Below are 17,166 nucleotides of genomic sequence, written 5' to 3'. Positions count from 1 at the left end.
CGATGGGCAAGTATTACTCCCCCACGGGCGGCCTGCCGCCCCAGACACACCTCACCACCGAGCGCGCCATTGTCACGGAGGCCTACACGGTCATCCCCAAGGGCGTCATGACGGACATCGTCACGAGCAACCTGCCGGGCTTCAGCAACACCCGGTCCTGGATCATCGCCCGCCCCATCTCCGGCTTCGCCACCACGTTCTCCCAGCTGATTGTCGAGATGGGACCGGGCGGGGCGGCGCCGCGCGCCGAGTTCGAGCCAGGCGTCGAGGGCGTCATCTTCGTCACCCAGGGCAAGGTCAACCTGACCCTTGCCGGCGAACTCCACCAGCTGGAGGAAGGCGGCTACGCCTACCTGGCGGCCGGGGACGCCTGGGGCCTGGAGAACGTCTCCGACGGCATCGCCACCTTCCAGTGGATCCGCAAGGCCTACGAGCGGCTCGAGGGCTACACGGCCAAGTCCTTCGTCACGAGCGACGCCGAGGTGGAACCCACCGCGATGCCGGACACGGACGGGGCCTGGAAGACCACCCGCTTCACGGATTCCTCCGACCTGGCCCACGACATGCAGGTGAATATCGTTACGTTCCAGCCGGGCGGGGTCATCCCGTTCCCGGAGACGCACGTCATGGAGCACGGCCTGTACGTGTTGGAGGGCAAGGCGATGTACCTGCTCAACAACGACTGGGTGGAGGTGGAGGCCGGCGACTTCATGTGGCTGCGCGCCTTCTGCCCGCAGGCCTGCTACGCGGGCGGCCCCGGCGAGTTCCGCTACCTGCTGTACAAGGACATGAACCGCCAGGTCAAGCTGACGTAGGGCACGTCCCGGCCGGCGCGGCGGCACCTGCCAGGGTCGGGCCCATGGATGAAAAATTGGGGCTGTTCATCAAGGACCTTGGCGCACATGGGCCCGCCGGCGTCGGAGCTTTCCGTGGTGGTGGAACAGTTCCCGCAGCACCGGCTGGTGGACCTGGGCATCCTCACGGCGGCCGTTGCGGGCCGCGATCCGTACAGCCGCCTGGTGGGCGTTGGTGGCGGCGACCGGCGCAACCACCTGTCGCTGAGCGAGATCATCCAGCAGTCGCTGACGTTCCCGCGCTTTCCGCTGTCACGGCCGGACTTCAAAAACCAGGCCACGGGCCCGCGGACGCCGCCGGCTTCCTGGCCGAAGTGCGCCGCCGCCTCGAGCGGCACAGCGTGTTCAAGGACCAGGTCGTCTCCCTGGCCGTGAGCGACTACGGCCCCGGCATGGGCGCCCTGCTGGTCTACGGCCCGCCCGGGACGGGAAAGACCCACACAGTCCGCTACCTCCTGGGCCAGAGCGGGGGCACCACGGCGGTGCTCCCCGCCGGCGGTTCGCTGGCCCGCATCACGGAGGCGGCCAAGCTGGCCCGCGCATTGGCGCAACGCCCCTGACGCGTTGACCTCGCCGGGCCTCCCCCGGCGACGCCCACCTGGCCGCCGCCGTCGACAAACCCATGGCCCACGGCGAATCCTCCGACAGGACCCTGCCCGGCAGCGACGGTGCCGGGAAGGACGAAAGCGACCCGGCGTGCAGGGCTCGACGGTCCGATATAGCGCCTCGTATCGTCCCATGACCGGCCACTGACGCCGCCGCGGGGCTCCGGCCGCGCGGTTTTTGCCGCCGTTCCCGCATTTTGCCGCCCCTCTACCGGTGGCAAAATTTGGGAACGGCGGCATTTTTGCGTGTGGCACCCGACCCCCTTGACTACGCCCGGCACCTTCCCTAGACTTTTCATAAAGCAGAATCTAAATTCCACAAGATGAAATCTTGAGGGAAAAGATGAACCATAGCGGAACGCCGACGTTCCCGGAAGGACCCCACGATGACGTACACAGTGAACTGCTCCATCCTCCTGACGGAGCTACCCCTGCTGGAACGCCCCGCAGCGGCCAAGGCGGCCGGCTTCGACGCGGTGGAATTCTGGTGGCCCTTTGCCACCTCCGTCCCCGCCGACGCCGAGGTCACCGCCTTCGAGCACGCAATCACCGACGCCGGCGTCCAGCTCACGGGCCTGAACTTCAACGCCGGGGACATGCCCGGCGGCGACCGCGGCCTGGTTTCCTGGCCGGCCCGCAGCGCCGAGTTCCGCGACAACATCGACGTTGTGGCCGGGATCGGCGGCCGCCTGGGCTGCACGGGCTTCAACGCCCTCTACGGCAACCGCCAGGACGGCACCGCCCCCGAGGCCCAGGACGAGGCGGCGCTGGAAAACCTGCGGGCGGCCGCCGCGGGCGTCGCCGGGATCGGCGGCACCGTGCTGCTGGAGCCGGTTTCCGGCACCCCGGCCTACCCGCTGAAGACGGCCCGTGACGCGCTGGACGTCATCGCCCGGGCCGGCGCCGCAAACATCAAGCTGCTCGCGGACTTCTACCACCTCGCCGTCAACGGCGACGACGTGGCCGCCGTCATTGAAAACCACGCCAAGGACTTCGGCCACATCCAGATCGCGGACAACCCCGGCCGCGGCGCCCCCGGCACGGGCGGACTCCCCCTGGGCGAATGGATCACGCGCAGCCGCGAGCTCGGCTACACCGGCCCCATCGGCCTTGAGTACAAGGCAGCCGCAGCGGAGGCCTTCACCTGGGCCATCCGCGAACCCGCCGCCAGCAACTAACCAGCTTCCACCACTTCCCCCTAAGGACCTCCTCATGAAGAACATCGCAGTCATCGGCCTCGGGATCATGGGCCTGCCCATGGCGGTCAACCTCGTCAACGCCGGCTTTACCGTGGCCGGCTACAACCGCAGCCAGGGCGCAGCCGACAAGCTCGCCGCCGCGGGAGGCCGCGCCGCCACCAGCATTGCCGACGCCGTCAAGGACGCCGACGCCGTCATCACCATGGTGCCGGACTCCCCCGACGTCGAGGCCGTGGTCAGCGGCAGCGACGGTGTTTTCGCGAACGCCCGCAAGGGCGCCCTGTGGATCGACGCCAGCAGCATCCGCCCGGATGTGGCCAAGCGCCTCTCCGAGGATGCCGTCGCGGCGGGCATCCGTCCGCTCGACGCCCCGGTCTCCGGCGGGGAACAGGGCGCCATTGACGCCGTCCTGTCCATCATGGTGGGCGGCACGGCCGGGGACTTCGCCGCCGCGGCGGACATCCTCGGCGCCGTGGGCAAGACGATCGTCCACGTGGGCCCCTCCGGCTCCGGCCAGACCGTCAAGGCAGCCAACCAGCTGATCGTGGCCGTCAACATCCAGGCCCTCTCCGAAGCCATCGTCTTCCTCGAGGCCTACGGCGTGGACACCGACGCCGCGCTGAAGGTGCTCGGCGGCGGGCTCGCCGGCTCCAAGGTCCTTGACCAGAAGGGCCAAAAGATGCTGGAGCGCAACTTCGACCCGGGTTTCCGACTGGCCCTCCACAACAAGGACCTCGGCATCGTCACCGCCGCAGCCCGCGAAGCCGGCGTCACCGTCCCCCTCGGCGCAGCCGTGGCCCAGCTCGTCACCGCCATGGTGGCCCAGGGCGACGGCGGCCTGGACCACTCAGGCCTCTTCAAGCAGGCGGCCGCCCTCTCCGGGCGCAAGTAACCACCCGCGCACTCCCGGCCACCGGCGCAAACCGCCGGCCAGGCACCCACCGCACGTACCGGCGTCGTCCATTACCCACGGCGCGGGCGCCTGCAGCACACCCAAAAACACCCCACATTTTTCTCCCAAGGAGCACACCATGGCCAAGATGCGCGCAGTTGACGCGATCGTTGCAATTCTGGAAAAGGAAGGCGCCACCGAGACCTTCGGGCTGCCCGGCGCCGCCATCAACCCCCTGTACTCGGCCATGAAGGCCCACGGCGGCATCCGCCACACGCTGGCCCGCCACGTTGAGGGCGCCTCGCACATGGCCGACGGCTACAGCCGGGCCGCCGACGGCAACATCGGCGTCTGCCTGGGCACCTCCGGCCCCGCCGGGACCGACATGGTCACCGGACTGTACGCCAGCTGGGCCGACTCCGTGCCGATCCTGTGCATCACCGGCCAGGCACCCCTGGCCAAGCTGCACAAGGAAGACTTCCAGGCCGTGGACATCGAGTCCATCGCCGCCCCCGTCACGAAGATGTCCATGACTGTCAAGGAGCCCGGCCAGGTGCCCGGCGCGTTCCAGAAGGCGTTCGGCCTGATGCGCTCCGGCCGCCCCGGCCCGGTGCTGCTGGACCTGCCGTTCGACGTCCAGCTGGCGGAGATCGAGTTTGACATTGACCTGTACGAGCCGCTGGAGGCCGCCAGGCCCAAGGCCACGCGCAAGCAGGCCGAAAAGGCGCTGGACCTGCTCTTCGCCGGCCGGCACCCCTTGATTGTGGCCGGCGGCGGCATCATCAACGCCGGCGCCTCGGACAAGCTGGTGGAACTGGCCGAGCTGCTGTCCATCCCGGTCATCCCCACGCTGATGGCCTGGGGCGCCATCCCTGACAACCACCCGCTGATGGCCGGCATGGTCGGCATCCAGACCTCGCACCGCTACGGCAATGCCTCCTTCCTGGCCTCCGACGCCGTGATCGGCATCGGCAACCGCTGGGCCAACCGCCACACCGGAGGCCTGGACACCTACCGCAAGGGCCGCACCTTCATCCACGTGGACATTGACCCCACGCAGATCGGCCGCGTCTTCGCCCCGGACCTGGGCATCGCCTCCGACGCCGGCGCCGCCCTGGAGATGCTGCTGGAGGTGGCCCGCGAGCGCAAGGCCGCCGGCACTGCACCCGACTACACCGACTGGGCCGCCGAGTGCACCGCCCGCAAGGGCAGCATGCAGCGCAAGACGCACTTCGAGAACGTGCCGCTGAAGCCGCAGCGCGTCTACGAGGAAATGAACACCGCCTTCGGTGAGGACACCACCTACGTCTCCACGATCGGCCTGTCCCAGATCGCCGGCGCCCAGATGCTGCACGTCTTTGGCCCGCGCCGCTGGATCAACGCCGGCCAGGCCGGACCCCTGGGCTGGACCGTCCCGGCCGCCCTGGGCGTGGTCCGCGGCAAGCCCGGCCAGACCGTCGTCGCCCTCTCCGGCGACTACGACTTCCAGTTCATGATCGAGGAACTGGCCGTGGGCGCACAGTTCAAGCTGCCGTACATCCACGTGGTGGTCAACAACTCCTACCTGGGCCTGATCCGCCAGTCGCAGCGCGGCTTCGACATGGACTACGAGGTCTCGCTGGCCTTTGAGAACACGAACTCCACCGATTCGTCGGCGACGGCGGCGGGCTACGGCGTGGACCACATCAAGGTCGCCGAAGGCCTGGGCTGCAAGGCCATCCGCGTGGAACGCCCGGACCAGTTCCCGGCCGCCTTCGCCAAGGCGAAGGAAATGATGGAGGAGTTCCAGGTCCCGGTCATCGTCGAGGCCATCCTGGAACGCGTGACCAACATTTCCATGGGCTCGGAGCTGGACAACATGACCGAGTTCGAGGGCCTGGCCGAATCCTCCGCCGACGCCCCCACCGCCATCCTGGCCCTGCAGGGCTAGGAGCACGCCATGCGCGTCATCCTGGCCCCGGACAAGTTCAAGGGCTCCCTGTCCGCCCCCGAGGCGGCCCGGCACCTGGCCGCGGGGCTCCGCTCCGCCAACCCGGCCCTTGACCTCGAGCTGGTCCCGCTCGGCGACGGCGGCGAAGGCACCGTCGATGCCGCCACCGCCGCCGGGTTCACCCGGATCACCACCACCGTGGAGGGGCCCACGGGCCGGCCGGTCGAGGCCGACTTCGCGGTCCGGGGGGCCACCGCCGTCATCGAGATGGCGGCCGCCTCCGGCCTGCACGTGCTCGACGGCGGCACCCCGGCGCCGCTCACGGCGTCCAGTTTTGGGACGGGCCAGCTGGTCCGTGCTGCCCTGGATGCGGGCTGCACCGAGATCGTCCTCGGCGTGGGCGGCAGCGCCTGCACCGACGGCGGCGCCGGCATGCTGGCGGCCCTGGGTGCGAAGCTGCTCGACGGGAAGGACCGCCCCGTCCCCCGCGGCGGCGGAGCCCTCGCCGCCGTGTCCCGGATCGTGCTGGAAACCCTTGACCCCCGGCTGGCCGGCACCCGGTTCACGCTGGCCAGCGACGTGGACAACCCGCTGCTGGGCCCGGACGGGACAGCCGCCGTGTTTGGTCCCCAAAAGGGCGCCACACGGCACCAGGTGGAACAGCTTGAATCCGCGCTGGAGCGCTACTTCCGGGTGCTGTCCAACGAACTCGGCATGCACTCGGTGGACGCCAGCAACCAGCCCGGTTCCGGCGCCGCCGGCGGCGTGGGCTTCGCGGCCCTGGCGGTGCTGAACGCCGAACGGCGGCCGGGCATCAACGTGGTGATGGAGCTGACCGCACTGGAGCAGCGGCTGCCCGGCGCGGCCATCGTGGTCACCGGCGAAGGCAGCCTGGACCACCAAAGCCTGCGTGGCAAGGCCCCCGTGGGGGTCGCCGCCGCGGCTGAGCTGGCCGGGGTCCGGACGCTGGCCGTCTGCGGGCGCACCACCCTGGACGATTCAACCCTGCGCGGCGCCGGCTTTGACCGGACGTTCGCCCTGACCGACCTTGAACCGGACACCGCCCGCTGCATGAGCCATGCGGGGGAGCTCCTGGAACAAATCGGTGCAACCATTGGAATGGAACTGGCCGCGGCCCGAAAAGAGGAGACCTCCCTTGTCTGAAGCAACACCGTCTGAATCAACACCGTCTGAAAAGAAAATCTTTGACCTTGTCATCCGTGGTGCCAGCGTCCTCACCCCGGCCGGCCCCGCCGCGCGCGAGGTGGGCGTGAACGCCGGGGTGATTGCCGCCGTCGAGCCCCTCGGCGCCGGCCTCACGGGCCGTGAAACCATCGAACTGGCCTCGGATGAAACCCTGCTGCCCGGCTTGGTGGACAGCCACGTCCACATCAATGAGCCCGGCCGCACCGACTGGGAGGGCTTTGCCTCCGCCACCCGCGCCGCGGCGGCCGGCGGCGTCACCACCGTGGTGGACATGCCGCTGAACAGCATCCCGCCCACCACGACGGTCCCGCACCTGGAGCTCAAGCGCCGGGCCGCCACGGGGCAGGCGTTTGTGGACGTCGGATTCTGGGGCGGGGCAATCCCGGGCAACACCGCGGACCTGCGTCCGCTGCACGAGGAAGGCGTGTTTGGCTTCAAGTGCTTCCTCATCCACTCCGGCGTGGACGAGTTCCCGCACCTGGAGACGGAAGAGATGGAACGCGACCTGGCGGAGATCGGCACCTTCGATTCGCTGCTCATCGTCCATGCCGAGGACTCCCGGACCATCGAGGAGGCCCCGGCCGTGCCCGGGCGCCACTACGCGGACTTTTTGGCCTCGCGGCCGCGGGCTGCCGAAAACACGGCCATCGCGCACGTCATTGATGCAGCCCGGCGCACCGGCGCCCGCGCCCACATCCTGCACCTCTCCTCCGCCGAGGCGCTGCCGCTGATTGCCGCCGCGAAGGCCGAGGGCCTGCGGATCACGGTGGAGACCTGCCCGCACTACCTGACGCTGCAGGCCGAGGACGTGCCCGACGGCGCCACCGCCTACAAGTGCTGCCCGCCCATCCGCGAGGCCGGCAACCGCGAACAGCTCTGGCAGGGCCTGGAAGACGGCACGATCGACTGCATCGTCTCCGACCACTCCCCCAGCACGCTGGACTTGAAGGACCTGGACAACGGCGACTTCGCCGTGGCGTGGGGCGGCGTTTCCTCGCTCCAGCTGGGCCTGCCGCTCATCTGGACCGAGGCCCGCAAGCGCGGCATCCCGCTGGAAAAGGTGGTGGGCTGGATGTCCTCCGGGCCCGCAGACCTGGTGGGGCTGGCGGCCAAGGGCCGGCTGGCCGTGGGCGCCGACGCCGACTTCGCCATCTTCGCCCCCGACGAGGCCCAGGTGGTGGACGTGACCCGGCTCAAGCACAAGAACCCGATCACCCCATACGACGGCGCCTCCCTCACCGGCGTTGTGCGGCGCACCTTCCTGGCCGGTGCCGAGATCGACGGCACCACCCCGACGGGCAGGCTGCTGCGCAGCCACGCCTGATCCCCGCAGGTCCGGGGGTCAGAGCCGCGGGCGGGCCGCCCAGCGCGCGGCCTTCAGCGCCAGGTGCAGCTCCAGCCGGACGCGGCCGGCCAGCGGGTCGGCGCCGATGATGCCGCGTACCCGGGCAATCCGGTTGTACACGGTGGACCGGTGCAGGTGGAGGCGCCCGGCAATGCCGGCCACGGCGCCGTCGCTGTCGTAGAGCAGTTCCAGCACCGGGAACAGTTCCGCGGCATCGGCCCGGCCCTGGAGCAGGCGGTAATAGACACTGTCCTCCGGGTCGGCCGCGCCGCCGGCCAACACTTCATAGACGCCGGCGCCGCGCACATCCAGGATGGCGCCCAGCGCCGGGTCCACGGTGGCCGCCTGCGCCGCAATCCGCGATTCCCGGTACGCCGCCGGCAAGGCGCGCAGCGAGCCAAACGGCTCCCCGATGCCCATCACCACCTTCGACGCCGGGACCCCCGTCCGCTTCGCCAGCTCGCCTTCGTAGCGCTTGAGGACGGCCGCATGCGCCGTGCGGCCCTGCCTGGCCCGGAACAGCATGACGGCGTGGCTGCCGAGCCCGGCCGTGAACAAGGCGTCGTCAAAGCCCACGGTGGCCTGCAGTGCGGCGCTGCGGTTGACAAGGGTTGCGGCCAGCGGGTCCCGCACCGCCTGCGGGCCGGCGTCCGTGCCGGGGCCGGCATGGACCGTGGCCGCCTGCCACGGCCCGCGCTGGCGGATTTCGGGCCAGTCGGCAATCACTTCCAGGGCATGCCTGTCACCGTCCGCGGCGGCCAGGAACTGCTGTTCGCGGGCGCGGCGCTGGCTTGATTCGGCCGTGTTGGAGTCCAGCAGCAGCGTGGCCAGGAGGTCCGTTGCGTCCCGGACCCGGGGCAGCTGGGCGAGGATCGCCGTCGCACTTTGCTCCTGGGCATCCTGCTGGACCCACAGGTATCCCACCCGGAAACCACGGACCATCAGCGGCACGCAGACGCGGCCCAGCATGCCCAGTTCGGCGTTGGCGGGGACCACCACGGGGCGCACGGCGGCGGCGATTCCGTGGGAAAGCTGCCAGGCGCTGACGTCGGGCGGGACGCGCTTGCTCAGCAGGAAGTTCACCCGCACCCGGTCCGCGTGCGACTGGTTGGCGCTGTAGGCCAGCAGCAGCCCGTCCAGGTCCTCCAGTGAGAGCCCGCGGCCCAGTTCGACGGCGAGTTGCTCCACGAGGTCCTCGATCTCCTGGTTTCGCATGGCTCCAGCGTACGTCCCGGAACAGACACCGGGCGACACTTGGCCCCGCATGCGTCGACAGATGTCCAATGACGAACGGCAAGAACCCAGGATTTGCGCGGTTTTACCCGGCAGGGCCGGTTGCGGGCCATGATCCAGCCCACAGGACGGGCCTAGTGTTGGAGGTACCAGGCCGTGGTGGAAATGCCCGCCGGGACCCGCCAGAACAAAAGGAAAAACCATGATTATCGGCGTACCCAAGGAAATCAAGAACAACGAATTCCGTGTGGCCATGACGGCCTCCGGCGTGCACGAGTTCACCAGCCACGGCCACACCGTGCTGGTGGAGCGCGGCGCCGGGCAGGGCTCGGGCATTGACGACTCCGAATACGAGGGCGCCGGGGCCGAGCTCGTCACCGACGCGGCCGAGGTGTGGGGCCGGGCGGACATGGTGGTCAAGGTCAAGGAACCCATCAGCATCGAATACCCGTACTTCCGCAAGGGCCTGGTGCTGTTCACCTATCTGCACCTCGCGGCCGAGCCGGAGCTGACCCACGCGCTCATGGAGAGCGGCGTCACCGCCATCGCCTACGAGACCGTGCAGCAGGGCCGTGTCCTGCCACTGCTGGCCCCCATGTCCGAGGTGGCGGGGCGCCTGTCCGTCCAGGTGGGCGCCCAGTGCCTCACGGCACCGGCCGGCGGCAAGGGCATCCTGCTTGGCGGCGTCCCGGGTGTCCGCCCGGCCAACGTGGTGATACTCGGTGCCGGCGTCTCGGGCACCAACGCCGCGGCCATGGCCATTGGCGCCGGCGCGGACGTGACCATCCTGGACATCAACATCGACCGCCTCCACCAGCTGGACGACCACTACCAGGGACGGCTGAAGACCGTGGCCTCCAACACCCTGGAGATCGAGCGTGCGCTGCTGCAGGCGGACCTGGTGATCGGCTCGGTGCTGATCCCCGGGGCCAAGGCGCCCAAGCTCGTCACGAATGCGCTGGTTTCCAGGATGAAGCCGGGCTCGGTGCTGGTGGACATCGCCGTGGACCAGGGCGGCTGCTTCGAGGACACCCATCCCACGACGCATGAAAACCCCACGTTCACGGTGCACAACTCCGTCTTTTACTGCGTGGCCAACATGCCGGGCGCGGTGCCGAACACGTCCACGTACGCCCTGACCAATGTCACGCTCCGCTACGCCGTGGCACTGGCCAACCTGGGCGTCGCTGCGGCACTGGAGGCGGACCCCGCCCTGGCTGCCGGGCTGAACGTGGCCGGCGGCCAGGTGGTGCACCACTCGGTCTCCACCGCCCACGGCCTGCCCCTGGCACAGGACTGGCACCAGCTGGTGTAGCCGGCGCCGTGCCCCGCGGCAAAAAGTTCTGGACGGCACGCATGCAGACGCGTAGTGTGCCGTCCAGACCCACCAAAGGAGCACCATGAGCAGCTTCGCCACCTCCCGCGACGGCACCCGGATCGCCTACGACATTGAGGGGTCGGGCCCGCCCGTCATCCTGGTGGCCGGGGCCATGCAGTTCCGCGGCTTCGACCCCACCACCTCCGCCATGGCGGCGTTGTTGGCCAGGCAGGGCTTCACGGTGGTCAATTACGACCGCCGGGGCCGCGGCGAGAGTGCCCAGGCGCCGTCGTTCACCCTGGCGGATTCCATTGCGGATCTGCGTGCACTGGTCGAGGCGGCGGGGGCGCCGGCGGCGCTGTATGGCAATTCCTCCGGAGGCGCCATCGCCCTCGCGGCCGCGGCCGCCGGCCTGCCCGTCTCGGCCTTGGTGCTGTGGGAAGTGCCGCTCGGGGAGGAACTGGGCACGGACGGTGCCGCCAACCTGGCCGGGCTGCGTGAACAGCTGGCGGAGGGGACCCCGGACGACGTCGTGTCCTACTTCATGAAGGACATGCCGCCGGAGTGGCTGGACGGCGCCCGGAACAGTCCGGCCTGGCCGGTCATGACGGCCATGGGACCGTCCCTGGAACCGGACGCCGAAGCGCTGGCCTGGACCCAGTCCGCGCCGCGGGCGGACCTGTGGGCGTCCATCACCGCCCCGACGCTGGCACTCGTGGGCGAGCAGACGCTGCCGATCATGCCGCCGGCCGCCGCATCCATCGCGGCCAATGTGCCCAACGCCGGCTCCGGCACCATCCGTGCCGCGAACCACAGCTGGGAACCGGAAACCATGGCCTCCCGGGTTGCCGGCTTCCTGAACGGCCGCCCATGAGCCTGGTCAGCTGCGACGTGGCCCTGTCCCTGGACGGCTTCATGGCCGGCCCCAACCAGAGCCTGGAACACCCGCTCGGGGAAGGCGCCGACACCCGCCTGCACACGTGGATGTTTGACCGGCCCGAAGAGAACGCCGCCGAGCTCGCGGCCATCACCGACGCGGGCGCGTTCATCATGGGGCGGAACATGTTCGGCCCCGTCCGCGGGCCCTGGGAGACCTGGGATGCCCAGGGAACGGGGGCGTGGCGCGGCTGGTGGGGCGAGGACCCGCCGTACCACGCACCGGTGTTCGTGCTCACCCACCATCCCCGGGAACCGCTCACCATGGACGGCGGCACCACGTTTTACTTTGTCAGCGACGGCCCGGCTGCCGCGCTGGACCTGGCCCGCGCCGCTGCCGGGGAGCGCGGGGTGTCCATTGGCGGCGGGGCCCGAACCATCAACCAGTTCCTCGCGGCCGGACTCATCGACGAGCTGCGCCTGCACCTTGTCCCGGTGGTGTTCGGCGCCGGCGAGCGCCTGTTCGACGGACTCCCCCGCCTGGAATTCACCCAGGCCGGTGCCCGCGCCACGGGCCTGGTCACGCACCTGACGTACCGGCGTGCACCCGTGGACGGCGGGTGACGGCAGGGCGCCCCCAATATCGGAACCTAATGAAAAACTTTTGATGCCTATTTAGCAACATTGGTTGTATCCTGAGCTGGTGAACACATCTGCTGCCGGCGCCAGTGCTGCCGCCGAAACCCTGTCCGAGGAAACCGTTGACGCACTCGCGCGTGCACAGGCCGCCAACGCTGCGGGCGCCCCGCACCCCCACGAAAGCCTGCTCTCGGCCCGCGCCGCCAACATCAAGCAGTCCGCCGTGCGGGACGTGTTTGAAATTTCCATGCAGCCGGGCCTGGTCTCGCTGGCCGGCGGCAACCCCTACCTGCAGTCCCTACCCCTCGAGCGCCTGGGCGAAACGGCACAGCGCATCATCGCCACGCACGGCCTGGAGGCCCTGCAGTACGGCGGCGGGCAGGGCACGCTGGAACTGCGCACCCAGATTTGTGAGGTCATGGCGGCCGAGGGCATCCTCGACGCCGATCCGGACAACGTGGTCATCACGGCCGGCTCCCAATCCGCCCAGGACGTTGCCGCCAAGGTGTTTTGCGACCCCGGCGACGTCATCCTCCTTGAAGACCCCACCTATGTGGGCGCGCTGAACACCTTTGAGGCGTATGAGGTGGACGTGCAGCCGGTGGCCGTGGACGAACACGGGATCATCCCGTCCAAGCTGCGGGAGCGCATCGCCGCCTTGCAGGCCGCGGGCAGGCGCATCAAGCTGCTGTACACCATCCCGAACTTCAACAACCCCTCCGGCGTCATGCTCGCCCCGGAGCGCCGCCAGGAAATCGTGGACATATGCCGCGAGGCGAATATTCTTGTACTGGAGGACAACCCCTACGGCCTGTTGAAGTTTGACGGCGTCCTGCCGGCCCCCCTGCGCGCGGGCAACCCCGCGGACGTGCTGTACCTGGGCTCGTTCTCCAAGATCTTTGCACCGGGCCTGCGCATCGGCTGGGCGCTGGTCCCGGCGCACCTCAAACAGCGCTACTACCTGGCCAGCGAGGCCGTCACGCTCTGCCCGCCGTCCTTCAACCAGATGCTGGTCAGCGACTACCTGCGCAACTATGACTGGATGGGGCAGATCCGCACCTACCGGGCCCTGTACGCCGAACGGTGCTCGGCACTGCTGGGTGCCCTGGAGGAGTTCATGCCCGGGGGCGTTTCATGGACACGTCCCGAGGGCGGATTTTTTGTGTGGCTGACCCTGCCGGCGGGAATCGACACCTACCCGCTGCTGCACAAGGGCATCGACGCCGGTGTGGTGTTTGTGCCCGGCGCGGCCTTCACGGCGTCCGAGGGACCCAGCAACAAACTGCGTCTGGCGTTCAGCGCCGTTCCGCCGGACACGCTGCGGGAAGGCGTGAAGCGGCTGGCGCCCGTGCTGGCGGCCGCCATTGCCGCCGCGGGCTGAGGTCAGTCCAGCAGCAGGGCCGGCTCCTCCATGATGGCCGCGACGTCCGCCATGAAGCGGGCGGAGAGGTCGCCGTCCACCACGCGGTGGTCGAAGGAGCCGCCCAGGGTGGTGATCCAGCGCGGGATGACCTCCCCGTCCAGCACCCACGGCTTTTGCTTGATGGTGCCAAACGCCACGATCGCCACTTCGCCGGGGTTGATGATGGGCGTGCCGGTGTCGATGCCCAGGGCGCCGATGTTCGTGATGGTCAGCGATCCGCCCTGCATGTCCGCCGGCTGCGTCTTGCCCGCCCGCGCCGTCGTGGCGAGGGAGTTCAGCGCAATGGCCAGTTCCTTCAGGGACAGGTTTTGGGCATCCTTGATGTTTGGCACCATGAGCCCGCGCGGGGTGGCGGCCGCGATGCCGAGGTTCATGAAGTGCTTGATGACGATCTCCTCGCCCGTCCAGGTGGCGTTCACCGAAGGGTTGCGCGCGGCAGCCCAGATGACGGCCTTGGACAGGATCAGCAGGGGCGAAACCTTGATGCCCTCAAAATCGCGCGAGGCCTTCAGCCGCTTCACAAATTCCATGGTGCGCGACGCATCAACGTCAACGAAAATGCTCACGTGCGGGGCCGAAAACGCGCTCTCCACCATGGCCTTGGCCGTGGCTTTCCGCACGCCCCGGACCTTGATGCGTTCCACGCGGGGGTCCCCCACCAGGCCGGTGCCGGGTGAGGGCGCCCAGAACGTCCCGGCACCGTCCTGCTCGGCGGTGCGCTGGTCCTGGTAGCTGAGCAGGTCTTTTTTCGTGACCTCGCCGCGCAGGCCCGTCGGCGAAACGTCCGCCAGGTTGATGCCCAAGTCCTTCGCCGCCTTGCGCACCGGCGGCTTGGCGAGGACCCTGCCGGCCGCCCCGTTCCCGGCCGGCGCCCCCGCCAGGGTGGCGTTCGGGGCCGGAACCCGGGCGGGTGCCGGGGCGGGGGCCGCGCCGGCGCGCGGGCGGCGCCTGACGGCGTCGGCCTTGGGACCGGAACCCACCAGCGGCTTCATCTCCCCGGCAGCCGGCACATCGCCCACGGGCGCGGCGGGTGTTGACGCGGCGGGTGCCGGATCCTGCGGGGCGGCAGGGGTGCCGACGTCGGAACCGATGGCGATGATGGGCGTGCCCACCGCCACGGTCTCGCCCTCGGCCACCATCAGCTCGGCGACGATTCCGGCGTAGGGGGAGGGAAGCTCCACGATGGACTTCGCCGTCTCAATCTCGACGACGACGTCGTTGACGGCAACGACGTCGCCCGGCTTGACCTTCCAGGAGACGATCTCGGCCTCGGTGAGGCCTTCGCCGACGTCGGGCAGCTTGAAGAGGGAGCGCTGGGACATGTGGGCCTTCCTAGTAAGCGAAGGCGCGGTCCAGCGCCTCCAGCATGCGGTCGATGTCCGGCAGGTAGTGCCCTTCCACACGGGCCACCGGGTAGGGCATGTGGAAGCCGCCCACGCGGATGGCCGGGGCCTCGAGGGAGTAAAAGCAGCGTTCGCTGATGCGCGAGGCGATTTCCCCGCCGATGCCGCCAAAGGTGGGCGCCTCATGGGCCACCACCAGCCGGCCGGTCTTCGTCACGGACGCCTCAACGGTGTCAAAGTCGATCGGCGAGATGGAGCGCAGGTCGATGACTTCCACGCTGTGGCCGTCCTCGGCTGCGGCATTGGCAGCGGCCAGTGCCACCGGCACCAGGGGGCCGTAGGCCACCAGGGTAGCGTCGGTGCCTTCACGCACCACCTGGGCGGTAAACGGGTCGGCCGGGGCGTTGTCCGTGTCCACCCCGCCCTTGAGCCAGTAGCGGCGCTTGGGCTCGAAGACGATGACCGGGTCCTGGCACGCCACGGCCTGCTGGATCATCCAGTAGGCGTCGTTGGCGTTGGACGGGGTGATGATGCGCAGCCCGGGCGTGTGGGCAAACAGCGCTTCCGGGGATTCGGAGTGGTGTTCAATGGAGCCGATCCCGCCGCCGTAGGGGATGCGGATGACCACGGGCGCACTGAGCTGGCCGTCGGAGCGGGTGCGGATCTTGGCCAGCTGGGTGGTGATCTGGTTGAATGCCGGGAACACGAAGCCGTCAAACTGGATCTCGCAGATGGGCCGGTGCCCGCGCAGCGCCATGCCGATCGCGGTGCCCACAATGCCGGACTCCGCCAGCGGCGTATCCATGACGCGGTGCGCGCCAAATTCGGCCTTGAGCCCTTCGGTGACGCGGTACACGCCGCCCAGGGAACCGATGTCCTCGCCCATCAGGAAGCTCTTGGGATCGTTGGCCAGGGTGGCGCGCAGTCCCTCGTTGATCGCCTTGGCAATCGTCATCGTGGTCATGCGGCACCGCCCTGGGAAGTCTGTGAACCGGCGTCGGCAAAGGACGCCTCATAATTTTCAAACCAGGCCAGTTCCTCAGCCACCAGGGGGTGCGCCTCGGCGTAGACGGTGGCGAACTTGTCCCGGATGTCCGCCCCGCCCAGCGCCAGCGTGGCCTGGCGGACGTGGGCAGCCAGCTCGTCGCCGTCGATTTTCAGCTGGTCAAAGAAGGCCTCGTCGGCCAGGCCCCCGGCGCGCAGGTAGTTCTCCATGCGCTGCAGGGGGTCCTTGCCTTTCCACGACTCCTCCTCCGCGTTCCGGCGGTATTTCGTGGGGTCGTCGGCGGTGGTGTGGGCGCCCACCCGGTAGGTCGAGGCCTCGATCAGGACCGGGCCCCTGCCGGAGCGCGCATGCTCCAGCGCCCACTGCGTCACGGCGTACACGGCCAGGACGTCGTTGCCGTCCACGCGGATGCCCGGGAAGCCGTAGCCGGCGGCCCGGTTGACCAGCGGCACCTTTGACTGCACCTCAAAGGGGACGGAGATGGCCCAGTTGTTGTTTTGGCAGAAGAACACCACCGGGGCGTTGTAGGAGGCGGCGAACACCATGGACTCGTGGACGTCGCCCTCGCTGCTGGCCCCGTCGCCAAAGTAGGCGACGACGGCAGCCGGCTCAGTGCCGCTGTCCGCCGCCAGGTCGCGCTGGATGCCCATGGCATAGCCGACGGCGTGCAGCGTCTGGGCGGCCAGCACCAGCGTGTACAGGTGGAAGTTGACGCCGCGGGGATCCCAGCCGCCGTTGGAGACGCCGCGGAACAGCTTCAGCAGGTCGGCCAGGTCCAGGCCGCGGGTCAGGGCCACGCCGTGTTCACGGTACGTGGGAAAGGCGTAGTCGGCCGCGCCCATGGCGCTGCCGGAGCCGATCTGGGCCGCTTCCTGCCCCACGACCGGCACCCACAGGGCCAGCTCGCCCTGGCGCTGCAGCGCGGTTGCCTCCACGTCAAAGCGGCGCACCAGGGCCATGTCCCGGTAGAAGCCGCGCAGCGTGTCCGCGTCGAGCGCATCGACGTACGGTCCGAAGGTGGCGTCCTGGCGGCGTGCCCCGGCGGCGTCCAGCAGTTGGACCATCTCGCCTTCACCCACTGTGTTGGCCTGCAGCACGCCGGCGGAAGGCCGTGTGCCGGTGTCAGCTTGCTGGGCAGAGCCCATACCGTCTCCTCGTTTGCCTGGCCGCACCGGCTCCGCGGGGAAGCTGCTGCGCCGGCACGTTGGTATCGATATATGCCTCAATGGGAATGTATTCCATCGGGTGCATATATTTCCATTTTCGATTTATAACTGTATCGGTACAGTTGCGATCG

The 17,166-nt window shown here is 69.2% G+C and carries 15 protein-coding genes and 1 pseudogene; 12 read left to right on the top strand and 4 right to left on the bottom strand.

Translation table 11 applies throughout. The annotated features are described in order from the left end of the window. The first annotated feature begins 2 nt into the window (after nt 1-2). The 8 genes and pseudogenes from MMF96_RS07080 (at nt 3) to allB (ending at nt 8,010) form a co-directional block, all read left to right on the top strand. Nucleotides 3-815: a bifunctional allantoicase/(S)-ureidoglycine aminohydrolase gene (locus MMF96_RS07080; protein WP_256883048.1), complete on the top strand. Its 813-nt coding sequence runs from the start codon at nt 3-5 to the stop codon at nt 813-815. Between the two features lie 87 nt (nt 816-902). Then, a complete protein-coding gene (locus MMF96_RS07075) occupies nt 903-1,229 on the top strand; it encodes a hypothetical protein (RefSeq protein WP_256883047.1) in 327 nt (108 codons plus the stop codon). Continuing rightward, nucleotides 1,196-1,414 (top strand): AAA family ATPase, encoded by a 219-nt coding sequence (locus MMF96_RS07070; protein ID WP_306295757.1) that lies wholly within the window; start codon nt 1,196-1,198, stop codon nt 1,412-1,414. Before MMF96_RS07075 ends, MMF96_RS07070 begins: the two co-directional genes overlap by 34 nt. 431 nt (nt 1,415-1,845) lie before the next feature. Continuing rightward, nucleotides 1,846-2,637, top strand: coding sequence for a hydroxypyruvate isomerase family protein (locus MMF96_RS07065; RefSeq protein ID WP_176618377.1), 792 nt, complete (start codon nt 1,846-1,848; stop codon nt 2,635-2,637). A gap of 31 nt (nt 2,638-2,668) precedes the next feature. Continuing rightward, nucleotides 2,669-3,550: pseudogene (locus MMF96_RS07060) on the top strand (2-hydroxy-3-oxopropionate reductase); the annotation flags it as partial. A gap of 139 nt (nt 3,551-3,689) precedes the next feature. Next, the gene (gcl, locus tag MMF96_RS07055; protein ID WP_256883046.1) at nt 3,690-5,480 is read left to right on the top strand and encodes a glyoxylate carboligase; all 1,791 of its coding nucleotides are present in this window, start codon (nt 3,690-3,692) and stop codon (nt 5,478-5,480) included. Between the two features lie 9 nt (nt 5,481-5,489). Then, complete coding sequence (locus MMF96_RS07050; protein WP_256883045.1) at nt 5,490-6,644, top strand: glycerate kinase; 1,155 nt, start codon at nt 5,490-5,492, stop codon at nt 6,642-6,644. Then, nucleotides 6,637-8,010 carry an allantoinase AllB gene (gene allB, locus MMF96_RS07045; RefSeq protein ID WP_256883044.1) on the top strand — a complete coding sequence of 458 codons (1,374 nt, stop codon included), beginning with the start codon at nt 6,637-6,639 and terminating at the stop codon, nt 8,008-8,010. The genes MMF96_RS07050 and allB overlap by 8 nt, the downstream gene beginning before the upstream one ends. An 18-nt stretch (nt 8,011-8,028) precedes the next feature. Here allB and MMF96_RS07040 read toward each other — a convergent pair whose 3' ends face one another. After that, on the bottom strand, nt 8,029-9,246 hold the full coding sequence (locus MMF96_RS07040; protein ID WP_256883043.1) for a CdaR family transcriptional regulator: 1,218 nt from the start codon (nt 9,244-9,246) through the stop codon (nt 8,029-8,031). A gap of 220 nt (nt 9,247-9,466) precedes the next feature. Here MMF96_RS07040 and ald point away from each other — a divergent pair, with 220 nt between their 5' ends. From ald to MMF96_RS07020, 4 genes are all read left to right on the top strand, one after another. After that, a complete protein-coding gene (ald, locus tag MMF96_RS07035) occupies nt 9,467-10,579 on the top strand; it encodes an alanine dehydrogenase (RefSeq protein ID WP_256883042.1) in 1,113 nt (370 codons plus the stop codon). 85 nt (nt 10,580-10,664) lie between these two features. Further along, nucleotides 10,665-11,456, top strand: coding sequence for an alpha/beta fold hydrolase (locus MMF96_RS07030; RefSeq protein ID WP_176617360.1), 792 nt, complete (start codon nt 10,665-10,667; stop codon nt 11,454-11,456). Continuing rightward, nucleotides 11,453-12,082, top strand: a complete 630-nt coding sequence (locus MMF96_RS07025) for a dihydrofolate reductase family protein (RefSeq protein WP_256883041.1) — start codon at nt 11,453-11,455, stop codon at nt 12,080-12,082. The genes MMF96_RS07030 and MMF96_RS07025 overlap by 4 nt, the downstream gene beginning before the upstream one ends. 79 nt (nt 12,083-12,161) lie before the next feature. Further along, nucleotides 12,162-13,478 (top strand): PLP-dependent aminotransferase family protein, encoded by a 1,317-nt coding sequence (locus MMF96_RS07020; RefSeq protein ID WP_256883040.1) that lies wholly within the window; start codon nt 12,162-12,164, stop codon nt 13,476-13,478. A gap of 2 nt (nt 13,479-13,480) precedes the next feature. On the opposite strand, the gene MMF96_RS07015 is transcribed toward MMF96_RS07020, so the two are convergent. Genes MMF96_RS07015 through pdhA form a run of 3 tightly spaced genes read right to left on the bottom strand, consistent with a single transcriptional unit; the run spans nt 13,481 to nt 17,014 of the window. Further along, the gene (locus MMF96_RS07015) at nt 13,481-14,842 is read right to left on the bottom strand and encodes a dihydrolipoamide acetyltransferase family protein (RefSeq protein WP_176617363.1); all 1,362 of its coding nucleotides are present in this window, start codon (nt 14,840-14,842) and stop codon (nt 13,481-13,483) included. 10 nt (nt 14,843-14,852) lie between these two features. Beyond that, entirely contained in the window at nt 14,853-15,827 is a 975-nt protein-coding gene (locus MMF96_RS07010) for an alpha-ketoacid dehydrogenase subunit beta (RefSeq protein WP_176617364.1), read from the bottom strand. Next, complete coding sequence (gene pdhA, locus MMF96_RS07005) at nt 15,824-17,014, bottom strand: pyruvate dehydrogenase (acetyl-transferring) E1 component subunit alpha (protein WP_371130998.1); 1,191 nt, start codon at nt 17,012-17,014, stop codon at nt 15,824-15,826. The genes MMF96_RS07010 and pdhA overlap by 4 nt, the downstream gene beginning before the upstream one ends. Nucleotides 17,015-17,166 lie beyond the last annotated feature (152 nt).

The sequence above is a fragment of the Arthrobacter sp. STN4 genome (genome assembly GCF_024539665.1).
Taxonomy (GTDB): domain Bacteria; phylum Actinomycetota; class Actinomycetes; order Actinomycetales; family Micrococcaceae; genus Specibacter.
This window is presented reverse-complemented; position numbering and strand designations above follow the sequence as displayed.